This window comes from Lederbergia ruris (genome assembly GCF_018332955.1).
GTDB classification, from domain to species: Bacteria; Bacillota; Bacilli; order Bacillales; family Bacillaceae_C; genus Lederbergia; species Lederbergia ruris.
In genome coordinates this window covers 51,842-63,767 of the sequence record NZ_BORB01000025.1, presented here as the reverse complement: position 1 = coordinate 63,767, position 11,926 = coordinate 51,842, and the positions used below count along the sequence as shown (strand labels likewise).

Genomic DNA, 11,926 nt, shown 5'->3' with positions numbered 1-11,926 from the left:
GGTACGTTAGAATATTCTGTATTCTGGCTATCACTCCACCCCCACTATCCAAACCCAAATTGGATGTTTAAGAAATTCTAAGAAAACAAGAGCATTTTGAAGATATTTTAATTATATAGAGGGAGGAAAAAGCATGCATGAATTAAAAGGAATCCACCATGTCACAGCCATTACAAGCAGTGCGGAAAAAATATATGAATTTTTCACAACCGTTTTAGGTGTTCGGTTGGTGAAAAAAACAGTGAACCAGGACGATATTCAAACCTATCACTTATTTTTCGCTGACGACAAAGGAAGCCCTGGGACAGATATGACGTTCTTTGATTTCCCAGGTATTCCGAAAGGCATTCACGGCACGAATGAAATAGCTAAGACATCCTTTCGCGTGCCAAATGACAAAGCATTGGAATATTGGGTGAAACGCTTTGATCGACTTGGAATCAACCATAAAGAAATCACAGAGCAATTCGGGAAAAAGACGCTTTCTTTTGTTGACTTTGATGAGCAAGCCTATCAGCTCATCTCAGATGAAAACAATCAAGGCGTTCCTGCAGGGACTCCATGGCAAAAAGGCCCAATTCCATTGGAATATGCAATAACAGGATTAGGCCCGATTTTTGTCCGTGTGAGCCATATCGATTATTTTAAAGAAATGCTGGGGAAGGTTCTTTTATTTACAGAAATTGCTCAAGAGGGATCTTACCATTTATTTGAAGTAGGCGAAGGGGGCAATGGAGCACAAGTGATCGTGGAATATAACGCGGTTTTTCCGCAAGCACGCCAAGGTTATGGCACGGTTCATCATGTCGCATTCCGCGTGGAAGATCGTGCAGCGCTGGATGAATGGCAGAAACGATTGCAAGCATTCCAATTTCCAAATTCGGGTTATGTGGAGAGATATTACTTTGGATCCTTGTATACAAACGTAGCTCCACAAATCTTATTCGAATTAGCTACAGACGGTCCCGGTTTCATGGGGGATGAGCCATATGAAACACTTGGAGAAAAACTCTCTTTACCGCCATTCTTTGAAGCAAAACGGGAAGAAATCGAAGGTCTCGTTCGTCCGATTGATACGGTAAGAAGTACGAAAGAATTCGCAAAGGAATATGAAGATTAATCAATCTGGAAGGGGGAAATAAGGTTGAAACATCTATTTCAAAAAGGCAGTGATTCCTCTAAACCAACCTTACTTTTATTGCATGGGACGGGGGGGAACGGAACAAGATTTACTTCCACTTGCCCAAATTATAGACCCAGATGCTAATGTATTAGGTGTAAGAGGGAATGTGCTAGAGAATGGCATGCCGCGTTTCTTTAGGAGGTTAGCAGAGGGAGTGTTTGATGAGGAAGATCTTGTCTTCCGGACGAAAGAATTGAACGAATTCCTAGATGAGGCCGCTGAAAAATATGACTTTGATCGAAAGCAAATCATCGCGATTGGTTATTCCAATGGAGCCAATATTGCAGCAAGCTTGTTATTCCATTTTCAAGATGCATTAAAAGGTGCGATCTTACATCACCCAATGGTGCCAAGAAGAGGTATCGAACTCCCAGATTTAAGTGGGATTCCAGTATTTATCGGGGCTGGAACAAATGACCCGATATGTTCAAGGGAAGAATCACTAGAGCTTCAATCTTTATTAGAACAGGCAAACGCTATGGTTCACCTGCATTGGGAAAATAGAGGGCATCAACTGACAGCAACAGAAGTGGATGCAGCGCGCCAGTGGTATTTGTCCCTATAAATCTTCCTTCAATATCTCAAAAGCGAGATTTATGAAGTTGAAGTATCATAAATCCCCTTCACAATGGGCATAAGAAGAAGGTAAAACATTGAAAAGTGAGCATTTTTTAAGGAGGTGATTTTTATCGGGTTCCAGTTTAAATAAATAAGAGAAGGTGCTATATATGGGTATTTTAAATACATTATTTGGAAAAAAACCGAAGGAGTTGGAAAATATGTCAAATGTTAAATTAGCGGTTATTTTTTATAGTATGGGTGGAACAAACTATCAATTAGCAAAATGGGCGGAAGAAGGAGCAAAAGCAGCAGGGGCGGAAGTGAAAGTTTTAAAAGTGGAAGAATTAGCTCCTGAATCTGTGATTGCGGGAAATGAAGGCTGGAAAGCAACTGTAGAAGCAACGAAAGATGTTCCAGTTGCAACATCTGCTGATCTTGAGTGGGCCGATGCGATTATTTTCAGTGTGCCAACTCGTTTTGGAAATATGCCTTCGCAAATGAAACAATTTCTTGATATCCAAGGTGGAATTTGGGCAGCCGGTAAGACAGTGAATAAGGTTGTAAGTGCGATGTCTTCTGCGCAAAATCCCCATGGTGGGCAAGAAGCAACGATTTTATCCTTATATACAAGTATGATGCATTGGGGTGCAATTATCGCTGCTCCTGGTTATACAGATCCTGTATTATATGGTGCTGGAGGAAATCCATATGGAACAAGTGTTACGGTAGGACAAGATGGGAAAATGATTGAAGATGTTGAAGATGCTGTGAAACATCAGGCTAAACGTACTGTGACAGTAGCGGAATGGGTTAAAAAAGGGAATCAATAAGAGAAAACAGGGCTGACCGGAGAAAATTCGGTCAGCTTTATTGTCGTTGGGCACAAAAATCGTTCTAGCCAAGTAGTATGAGCTATTGAACTAAGAAAGCGATTCTTAATTTTTTCTATACATACCATGGTAATTTATAATCCATTTTCTTACCTTGTTTACTATTTTTATTTGTTACTATCCAATTCCCATCTAGCTTTTGTACATGATAAATTACATTTGTCCCGTCAGATTTTTTAAAGAGCATATAGCCTGTATTGCCTTTTATAAAGGTAACAGGGTTTATAACATTTTTGTAGGGTATCTTGGTCTCAGGAGACAAAATGCTCGTTGTGATTTCTTCTGCAATAGTAAAAAGGGATTTAAATTCATTATTTATTTCGGCTTGGTATTGCAATTGATTGTATGTGTAAGAAGAGTAAGACTGTAAATTCAAATGAAAAGACTGTTTTATATCTGAAAGTGTTGCACTATAGAATGCATTTATTTCTTTTTCTTCCTTATCTCCCTCATGTTTAAAGCTAATGGTTTTAACCTCAAAAGGACTGATGTTAAAAGTCATTGTTTCCTTACCATAAGGAGGGTTATGTGCATGCACAAATGTTGTGACTTGGACTTTGGTAATAAAGCTAAACTGACCCTCATGCTCTCTGGTGATACTCAAAATCTTAGCATCATATAAACCATATTGTTTGGGATAGCCATAGTAATGAATAATTTCCTTTTGTATGGATGAATCAAGAGTTGTAATCAATGTATCATATAGAAGTTTATATTCAGGTTGTTCACTTTGGGCATAAGTTTTACTAGGAATAATCAGAAAAGTGATTGTAGCGATTAAAATATAGGTTAACTTTTTCATGAGGGATTATGCCTTTCTAAATTATTTTATATATATAATTTGTGCCAATAAGAGCAAATTATCAAAAGTTTGGGGTAAAATTATCCTGAAAAAATTAAGGTGTTAGAAAAATCCTAATTTTCGTTCTATTCATCGCGCAAGTCGGGTAGTATATGACACTTGTCTTTTTAAGCTAAAGTAAATTCCTTTGCGCTCTAAAATCATTTCCCTGATCCATTTTCCTAGATGTTATTTAGGAAGATGATAAGGGAATAGGATTTGAAAGTGAGAAGGAGAAATGTATATGAAAAATAGGCTCATTCATCCTTTCTTGTTGGCGATGTTAGGGATAGGAATGTTTATACTAGGTGCAACCTCTTTAGTGCTTGTTAACTTTACGGAAATATTGCATATATTTATTCTGATCTTGTTTGTAAGTCAGCTAATACTTGGTTTTGTGAATAAGCAAACCTGGTTATTTTACATTGGAGTCATTGTAATTCCGCTAGAACTCGTATTCTTGTTTCACTATCATTACATCCTGCTATGTGTGAATGCTTTTGCTTCTATTATAATGGGGTTCCTACTTATCGTATTTTCATTTACGGATGTATGGAAGGCCCGGACACAAAAAAGTCAGCAGACAAAAAGGGGCAAAATTCTTACGATCGGAGCGAAATCTTTAGGCGCAATCGTGGGAGTTTTTATAATCGGGTTTGTTGGTTTTATTATGTTTCTAGCCGTTCGCCCGATGGTGGGGATTCAATTATTTTTTGAGCACAAAAATTCCTATCAACCCGAGCAAAAGTCGACAGCGACGGTGTTGAAGGATGGAACATTGTACATAAATGATATACAATATGGCGCACAATATCCCAATAGTTTCTTAGATATTTATGTTTCTAACCACGATCTATCTACCTTAAGACCGACGTATATTTTTATTCATGGGGGAGGATTTGTAACAGGGGATAAGGTAGAGGAAGATAAACCCGGCCGTTCAGAGATTGATTATTACACCTCATTCACAAATGCTGGGTATAATGTCGTATCGATCAATTATGCTTTTGCCCCTGAATACCCTTATCCTACACCATTGTACCAAGTAAGCGAAGCGATCGCGTTTTTAAAAGCACATGCCAATGAATATGGTTTAGATATGGAAAAGGTTATTTTGGGTGGTAGTTCAGCGGGAGGGCATATTATCGGACAATTTGTCATGATCCAAACAGATGAAGACTATGCACAAGAGATGAAGATACCGTCTGTCATGGCGGAAGAATCCATAAAAGGCGTAATATTTAATTCGGCCTTATTTGAACCTACAAAATTTGCTCAATCGAAAGACAGTTGGTTGAAGGATTATTTATGGTCTGTATACGGACGGGCTTATTGGGGCAATGACTATGAAACCAATCAATACGCCAAGCAAGCTGACCTGGTAAAAAATGTGACCAATAATTATCCACCAGTTTTCATTTCCGACGGAAACACGGCCTCCTTTTATAAACAAGCAAACGCCTTTGATAAAAGGTTAGATCAACTCGGCATTATACATCAGTTTAATTATTATGGGAAAGAGGAAGCGGCCTTACCCCATGGGTATGAAGTAACATTTGATAGTAACTATGCCAAAAAGAATATGAAAAAGATGCTTCGATTTGTAGGGGAACAATTTGAGTGAAATTGTTCCCCTAATGACATAATCTATTTATGCTAAAACGTCTTAATTTTTTGCGTTTTAGTTATATAGGTAGAATTTTATGTTAGTATTTAATTGCAGGGAAATTTTGCGAATAGGAAGAAGATGAAAAATAGTCAAACAAACGATTTTGAATTAGTTGCTAAATTAAATAAATATGTTCATGATTTATACGATAATTAAAGACTGGAGAAGGTACTTTGAACATTATTAGTCTTAGAGAACATCCGGAATATAAAGAACAAGCTATAAAATATTTTCAAAGCAAATGGGCAGACGAAAACAGTATGAAAGTTTATGAGGATTCGATTACACATAGCATCCTAACAGATAGTCCCCTCCCTATTTGGTACTTAATGGAGCAATCAGATGAGATCATTGGATGTGCAGGGCTAATTAGCAATGACTTTATTAGCCGCATGGATTTATGGCCATGGATATGTGCCCTTTATATTGATGAAGACTATCGCGGTCGATCTTTAGGGGAAAAACTTATTTTGCGTGCTAAAGCAGATGCTGAAAGAGCAGGATTCAATCGCGTTTATCTGTGTACGGACCATATTGGATACTATGAAAAATACGGGTTCACTTATATAGGGGATGGCTATCATCCGTGGGGAAGCCGTTCAAGAATTTATGCAAGTGAAATTCTTTGAACATATTTGTGTTTTATGGAATGCACTTATTTTAATAGATCGGGAGGCGGGCATAAGGTTTCGTGTCGGATTAATGAACTTGCCTAATCATTTTAAGGGCCTTTCTTTTCAACAAAAATGAATATAGGGGTGTGACCAATGTCACTTATTTTGACGGAAGAACTTGCTCGCGGAATCGAACAATCAGAGATAGAACTTTTGGAATCCCGACTGACAGGTGTTCAGAAAATAGCAGGGAACCTGATGGGAGTGGAAATAAAAAAGTTTGGTGATGCTGTTGCCTTTTATGTAAAGAATATCCCAGGTCCCTCATTCAATAATGTGAAGGGGATGAGTGGGAATAATCTGAATGAGATTGATGGCATTTTAGATTTTTATCATGAAAGGGGGATACCAGCCAACTTTGAAATCACTCCTGCTCATTGTTCTGCTGAGCTATTTAAGTTGCTTTCAGAGAGGGGCTATTTTCAACGTGGGTTCCGTACGGCACTTTATGGTTCATTGTCAGATGATTTCACTTTGAGCGAGGCGCAGGACATTTCGATCCGCGAATTCGAGTATGATGAATTTGCCATTTTCGGGCAGATTTATACGAAAGGATTTAACATGCCAGCTTCATTAAGCGAATTTGTGGCGCAAAATAATCAAGTATTACATCAAAATAAGCAATGGACCTTTTATCTAGCAAGTGTGAAAGGGGAGCCTGCCGGTATAGGTGTTTTGTTTGAAAAGGACGGTATAGCGACACTTGCTGCATCTGCAACCATTCCGGAATATAGAAATAAAGGCGTGCACAGTGCATTGATAGCTAAACGTTTACAACATGCCCTACAAAACCACTGTAACATGATTGTCGGGCAAACAGCCTATGGCAGCGGTAGTCTTAGAAATATGGAAAGGGCCGGAATGAAAATTGCCTACACAAAGGCGATTTGGACGAAACTCTGATACATAAAAAGAATGCTTCTTATATGGAGGTTACAATGCAAGGATATAATGTTCTAATGATTTATAGAAACGATATGAAATCTTTATTAATGTGCAAGCGATTACGGGAGCCGTACAAAGGCTTGAGTAATTTTGTTGGTGGGAAAATCGAGGACGGAGAAACTGGTATGGAAGCTGCGTATCGGGAATTGTTTGAAGAAACGAGTATTTCAAAAGCAGATGTGACATTGCATCATGTCATGGATTTTACCTACTATGTTCATGATTGCTATGTGGAAGTTTATGTTGGCAGATTGAAGGAGGAACTCCAGGTTTCAGGGGATGAAAATGAATTATATTGGTCTGATTTGAATCAAGATTTTTTTGATATGAGCAAATATGCAGGTGAAGGCAATATTGGCCATATGGTTGAGCAAGTAAATATGATAAAGGATGAAATTTTATCGGATTGAATGGGGTGCGACATGAAGATTAGACAGGCGAAGCAAACGGATGCGAAAGGCATCGCAAAAGTACAGGTTGATAGTTGGAAAACGACCTATAAGGATATTGTGCCGGATGAGTATTTAAGCAATATGACGTATGAGGCCAGAGAAGAAAAATGGAAAGATATCATTCCCCAAACGACTGTATTCATTGCCGAAACAAATGATGGCGAAGTTGTTGGTTTTGCAGGTGGAGGGAAGGAAAGGACGGGCAAGTACCCTGATTACGAAGGGGAGTTATATGCCATTTATATCCTAGAAGAGTACCAGGGAAAAGGGATAGGGAGACTGCTAGTGGAGGCTGTTGTCGAAGATTTAAAACAGAAAAATATTTTCTCTATGACTGTGCAAGTGTTAGCAGAAAATAATTCCCGACTCTTCTACGAGTCTCTCGGGGCGGAAAAGATTGGCACAGATGAGTTGGAAATTTCCGGGAAACAGCTGGATTCACTCATTTATGGTTGGAAAAATATAAACACAATTTAATCTTTGTATGTTGAAAGTATGGACGATGGAGGGAATTTCAAGTGAATCTCGATATTATAAAGCGCTTAAATGCAATTCAAGATGAAAGTCATTTTTCTGGGGCGGTGCTTGTTCAACAAAACAGTGAAGCTTTGGCGGAGACAAGTTATGGATTCGCAAACCGTTCCGAACAAATTGAAAATCAGCCAAGTACACGTTTTGGCATTGCTTCTGGATGTAAACTTTTTACGGCTATTGCCATTTGTCAGCTCGTTGAAGCTGGCAAACTATCTTTTGATACAAGATTAAAAGAGTGTCTAAGCTTTTCCTTTCCTCATTTTTCTGAAGAGGTCACTGTCCATCATCTTTTAACACACACATCGGGCATCCCAGACTACTTCGATGAGGAAGTGATGGATGATTTTGAAGAGTTATGGATTCAGACTCCAATGTATCAAATAAGGAGTTTACAAGACTTTCTTCCGCTGTTTCAAAATCAGCCTATGAAATTAAAGGTAGGGGAAAGATTTCATTATAACAATGCCGGATATATTTTGTTAGGGTTGATCGTCGAACAGGTCAGTGAGCAAAAATTTGCCGATTATATCGAGCAAAATATTTTTAAGAAAGCTGGTATGGTTGATTCGGGTTATTTTGAATTTGATTCTCTCCCTTCAAGGACAGCACTTGGATATCTAGATTTTTCTGATGGTACGTGGAAAACAAATATTTACTCATTGCCGGTAAAAGGTGGGTCTGATGGGGGAGCATTTGTGACTGTCAGGGATATGGCAAATTTATGGAAGGCACTTTTCAATCATCAACTGTTAAGTGAAGACTATACGTGTAAATTGCTTACTCCCCATATTTACAGTGACGATGAGAATAGCTTTTATGGCTATGGAGTCTGGATAGAGAAAAAGGGAGATTCCATATTGAAATATCATATAATGGGCTATGATCCGGGCGTTAGTTTTCATTCTGCATATTATCCTGAAAACGATATTCAATCGGTTATATGCTCGAACAAGTCGGAGGGAGCTTATGATATGTTTAAAGGGATTGAGGAAGAGGTCTTAAAAATTCCCTATAAGGAGAAAACTGATGAAAGAAAAAAGAACTGAAACCATTTTTAGAATCGATTATGGAGATATTTATCTTCAAGAGTTCCGAATTGAAGATGGAGAAAGTATATACAGAATATCCAATCAGCCTGAAATATCTCAATTCTTGCCAGACTGGAAATCAACAAAAGAACAGAGAGTTGAGTGGATGACCCAATATGAAATACCAGCGAATCAAGCATTTCTTCAGGCGGCAAAAACAGCAAACATAGAAGGGCAATTTTTAAAACTTGGCGTATTTATGAAAGAAACAGATGAATGTATTGGTTGGTGCTGTACGGGGATAAAAGATGAGCTGCCTTCACCGAATCGAGAAATTATGTATGCCGTTTCAAGTCAACATCAAAAGAAAGGATATGCTACGAAAGCGGCAAAAGGATTAATTGATTATTTGTTTACACATACAAATGTAGAAAACCTTAATGCAATTGCATTGATTCACAATCGATCATCCAATAAAGTGATTCAAAAATGTGGTTTTACTTATCTGTCTCAATGGACGATTGATAAGGAACGATACAATCACTACATGCTATGTAAATCAGATTGGAAGAAAAACATGAAAGGAAGCCCTTTACAGAAAAGTAGGCTTTTATCCAGGGCCTAGATTTGCCAATATGAGCAAAGAAATATAGGCTGTGAACCAGAATAGAATGAGAGGAGGAATGTAAAATGGGGATTGATTTTCATAGCGAGAAAAATAGTAGAACTTATACAACCCGAAAAGCTGATCATTCATGGGTTGAAGCAATAAATAACCTTGTACCGATCAAAAATATATCTAGGGCTATAGATATTGGCTGTGGTGGAGGCATTTATTCGAAGGCGTTATCAGATATGGGAGTGACTTCAGTTACTGGAGTTGATTTTTCCAAGACCATTCTTGCAGGGGCAAAAGAAAACTGTAAAGAATATAAGAACATCTCGTTCCAGCTTGGGAGTGCTTTTGATACTGGCTTAGATAGTAGTAGTTTTCATTTATTGCTTGAAAGGGCTTTGATCCATCATTTTGAGGATTTAGAAGCTTGTTTTAAAGAAGCATATAGAGTGTTGGAAGATGGAGGTTTTTATATTGTTCAAGATCGTACCCCCGAGGATTGTTTATTAGCAGGCAACGAAAGCCATATCAGAGGGTATTTCTTTGAACTTTTTCCAAGATTAGTTGAAAAAGAGACAAATCGCAGACATCATAGTCAAATTGTCATTGAAACGCTTAAAGAAACTGGATTTAAAAACATCGAAGAAGTTAAGTTATGGGAAATCAGAAAAGTGTATGATACGAAAAAACAATTACTAAATGATCTAAGGGAACGAACAGGAAGAAGCATTTTGCATGAATTAGATGATAAAGAATTGCAGGAATTAATCAATCATATAGATGCCTCACTGGCAACAACCGATAACATCATAGAAAAAGATCGATGGACGATTTGGAAGGCAGTGAAATAATCAGCTTGAGAAATGGGATGTAGGTTTACAATGGCCATTCATGATGGTTAATAAAGCTGCTGATTACAGAAGAACTAGCCATGACTAAATACTATACAGATCCGATAACTCCTACTATAAAAGGACGGTTTTGAACTTCCTTGTTGGGAAGCCCAAAAACCGTCCTTTTTAATAAACTACAACAGGGTCGTATGTGTTGAGGTTATCATACACTTTTTTCATTATGCTCGGAGGCGTATTGACGCAGCCACCTGAACCATCATTGAGATAGGCTGTTTTAGCCCAGTTATTCCTCCAACTGGCATCGTGAAAACCTTGCCCGCTGTTTGTAAAGGGAGCCCAGTATTTCACATCAATTTCGTAATCGGGCTTACCTACCGCACTGCCTTTTAGTGTGTACGGGGTTCGCTTAAAGAGAATATACCAAACTCCAGGAGATGTATCTTCACCGGTACTATGTTTGCCGGTCACTACATCCGTTGTGACGACTAATTTTCCATTTCTGTAAATCCATATCCGCTGTTCTGCAATGGAAACTTCAGCATATGTGTCGCCAATCCCGTTATTCTTGGTCGTTTCATAGCCAATTCCTTCATTTGTCCAGCCATGTCCGTAAATATTAGCGGCCGAAATGGATTTTTCTCCTTTTTCAAAAGCTTTCTGAACGGTAGCTAACTCTTTTTCAACATCTAATGCCCATCCATAGCCTTCTGCTTTTACGGAAATAACCTTGCCTGAATGCGTCTTAAAATCTATATTTTTATTTAAAGTGGATTGTGCTTGATTAATTTCATCGATCTTGTCCTTAATAGTACTTGCGGTGATTGTCACCTTATCATCATTCGAAATAGTAGCATCTTTAATTAATTCACTTGCTTTTAAGGTATACACTTTATCCTGTACCTTATAATCGACTGTTCGCTCCAGAAAAGCCTGATACTTTCTTTCCAATTCCTTAACTATTGGATTGTCCGATTCGATAGGCTTTAAGAATGCTGGCTTCAGATGGATATCGCTCGTATATTTCTGTTTCTCAAAATCTTGTAAGATAGCTGGAATATCATATTGTTCTCCATCGATACTATTGGAGATGACAATTTTACCGTTTTCCAATTTAACCTCTGCATCTTGGGGAGCCTTCAAGTCCTCATTTATGGATAGGAGTTTCTCTTCTAATTGTTTGCTCATTGTTTTGCTTCGAAACTCATCCGTTTTTTTCGGCATTAACCAATAATTTTGTTCCTTTGAGGAAGGAAAAAACGTCCACTGTTTTTTTAACAATTTCTTTACTGCAGGCATATCTTGATCCGAAAATGCCATTTGCGTATCCTTTTCATCTAAAATAAGTTCGTCACCTACATAGACTTTGTTTGTTAATGTAGATGTTTTTAGTTTATTTATTGCCTTTTCAATTGTCAGCCCACCTACTTTTACATCATTAATGGCAATTTTCGAGTTGAAACGGGTTGCCTGATAATAGCTTAGCCCTGCAAGTATGAGGGCAGCGACAATTATAATAACTCCTATTACAATGAAATAAGGATTTTTGAATCGGTTCCGCCCTGCATTTTCTACAACTGGTTTGTGTAACACACTCATTAACATTCCCTCCGCTACTTGGTTTTCACCGAAGAATTAAGTTTATTTTACTATAGTATTAAAAATATTACTATCATATTACA

At 38.0% G+C, this 11,926-nt stretch carries 12 protein-coding genes and 1 pseudogene; 11 read left to right on the top strand and 2 right to left on the bottom strand.

Going from position 1 to position 11,926, the window contains the following annotated elements:
• Positions 1 to 133 precede the first annotated feature (133 nt).
• The 3 genes and pseudogenes from KI363_RS14160 (at position 134) to wrbA (ending at position 2,574) form a co-directional block, all read left to right on the top strand.
• Positions 134 to 1,120: a ring-cleaving dioxygenase gene (locus tag KI363_RS14160; RefSeq protein WP_212966721.1), complete on the top strand. Its 987-nt coding sequence runs from the start codon at positions 134 to 136 to the stop codon at positions 1,118 to 1,120.
• Positions 1,121 to 1,144: 24 nt separating this feature from the next.
• A pseudogene (locus tag KI363_RS14155) lies at positions 1,145 to 1,748 on the top strand (alpha/beta hydrolase).
• Positions 1,749 to 1,962: 214 nt separating this feature from the next.
• The gene (wrbA, locus tag KI363_RS14150; RefSeq protein ID WP_158323918.1) at positions 1,963 to 2,574 is read left to right on the top strand and encodes an NAD(P)H:quinone oxidoreductase; all 612 of its coding nucleotides are present in this window, start codon (positions 1,963 to 1,965) and stop codon (positions 2,572 to 2,574) included.
• Between the two features lie 115 nt (positions 2,575 to 2,689).
• Here wrbA and KI363_RS14145 read toward each other — a convergent pair whose 3' ends face one another.
• A complete protein-coding gene (locus tag KI363_RS14145; RefSeq protein WP_212966720.1) occupies positions 2,690 to 3,436 on the bottom strand; it encodes a DUF3888 domain-containing protein in 747 nt (248 codons plus the stop codon).
• Positions 3,437 to 3,719: 283 nt separating this feature from the next.
• Between KI363_RS14145 and KI363_RS14140 the strand changes: the two genes are divergently transcribed.
• From KI363_RS14140 to KI363_RS14105, 8 genes are all read left to right on the top strand, one after another.
• Complete coding sequence (locus KI363_RS14140; RefSeq protein ID WP_212966719.1) at positions 3,720 to 5,099, top strand: alpha/beta hydrolase; 1,380 nt, start codon at positions 3,720 to 3,722, stop codon at positions 5,097 to 5,099.
• Between the two features lie 218 nt (positions 5,100 to 5,317).
• Positions 5,318 to 5,773 carry a GNAT family N-acetyltransferase gene (locus KI363_RS14135; RefSeq protein WP_212966718.1) on the top strand — a complete coding sequence of 152 codons (456 nt, stop codon included), beginning with the start codon at positions 5,318 to 5,320 and terminating at the stop codon, positions 5,771 to 5,773.
• Between the two features lie 138 nt (positions 5,774 to 5,911).
• The gene (locus KI363_RS14130; RefSeq protein WP_212966717.1) at positions 5,912 to 6,721 is read left to right on the top strand and encodes a GNAT family N-acetyltransferase; all 810 of its coding nucleotides are present in this window, start codon (positions 5,912 to 5,914) and stop codon (positions 6,719 to 6,721) included.
• Between the two features lie 35 nt (positions 6,722 to 6,756).
• The gene (locus tag KI363_RS14125; protein WP_212966716.1) at positions 6,757 to 7,173 is read left to right on the top strand and encodes an NUDIX hydrolase; all 417 of its coding nucleotides are present in this window, start codon (positions 6,757 to 6,759) and stop codon (positions 7,171 to 7,173) included.
• Between the two features lie 12 nt (positions 7,174 to 7,185).
• Positions 7,186 to 7,692, top strand: a complete 507-nt coding sequence (locus KI363_RS14120) for a GNAT family N-acetyltransferase (RefSeq protein ID WP_212966715.1) — start codon at positions 7,186 to 7,188, stop codon at positions 7,690 to 7,692.
• Positions 7,693 to 7,733: 41 nt separating this feature from the next.
• Positions 7,734 to 8,795 (top strand): serine hydrolase domain-containing protein, encoded by a 1,062-nt coding sequence (locus KI363_RS14115; RefSeq protein WP_212966714.1) that lies wholly within the window; start codon positions 7,734 to 7,736, stop codon positions 8,793 to 8,795.
• Positions 8,776 to 9,402, top strand: a complete 627-nt coding sequence (locus KI363_RS14110) for a GNAT family N-acetyltransferase (protein ID WP_212966713.1) — start codon at positions 8,776 to 8,778, stop codon at positions 9,400 to 9,402. The genes KI363_RS14115 and KI363_RS14110 overlap by 20 nt, the downstream gene beginning before the upstream one ends.
• Before the next feature lie 65 nt (positions 9,403 to 9,467).
• Positions 9,468 to 10,244: a class I SAM-dependent methyltransferase gene (locus tag KI363_RS14105; protein WP_212966712.1), complete on the top strand. Its 777-nt coding sequence runs from the start codon at positions 9,468 to 9,470 to the stop codon at positions 10,242 to 10,244.
• A 168-nt stretch (positions 10,245 to 10,412) separates the two neighbouring features.
• On the opposite strand, the gene KI363_RS14100 is transcribed toward KI363_RS14105, so the two are convergent.
• Positions 10,413 to 11,843 (bottom strand): L,D-transpeptidase family protein, encoded by a 1,431-nt coding sequence (locus tag KI363_RS14100; protein WP_212966711.1) that lies wholly within the window; start codon positions 11,841 to 11,843, stop codon positions 10,413 to 10,415.
• Between the last annotated feature and the right edge of the window lie 83 nt (positions 11,844 to 11,926).

Coding starts and splice junctions, on each gene's coding strand:
- KI363_RS14160 (WP_212966721.1), top strand. CDS start 134: ATGCATGAATTAAAAGGAATCCACCATGTCACAGCCATTACAAGCAGT.
- wrbA (WP_158323918.1), top strand. CDS start 1,963: ATGTCAAATGTTAAATTAGCGGTTATTTTTTATAGTATGGGTGGAACA.
- KI363_RS14145 (WP_212966720.1), bottom strand. CDS start 3,436: ATGAAAAAGTTAACCTATATTTTAATCGCTACAATCACTTTTCTGATT.
- KI363_RS14140 (WP_212966719.1), top strand. CDS start 3,720: ATGAAAAATAGGCTCATTCATCCTTTCTTGTTGGCGATGTTAGGGATA.
- KI363_RS14130 (WP_212966717.1), top strand. CDS start 5,912: ATGTCACTTATTTTGACGGAAGAACTTGCTCGCGGAATCGAACAATCA.
- KI363_RS14125 (WP_212966716.1), top strand. CDS start 6,757: ATGCAAGGATATAATGTTCTAATGATTTATAGAAACGATATGAAATCT.
- KI363_RS14120 (WP_212966715.1), top strand. CDS start 7,186: ATGAAGATTAGACAGGCGAAGCAAACGGATGCGAAAGGCATCGCAAAA.
- KI363_RS14110 (WP_212966713.1), top strand. CDS start 8,776: ATGAAAGAAAAAAGAACTGAAACCATTTTTAGAATCGATTATGGAGAT.
- KI363_RS14105 (WP_212966712.1), top strand. CDS start 9,468: ATGGGGATTGATTTTCATAGCGAGAAAAATAGTAGAACTTATACAACC.
- KI363_RS14100 (WP_212966711.1), bottom strand. CDS start 11,843: ATGAGTGTGTTACACAAACCAGTTGTAGAAAATGCAGGGCGGAACCGA.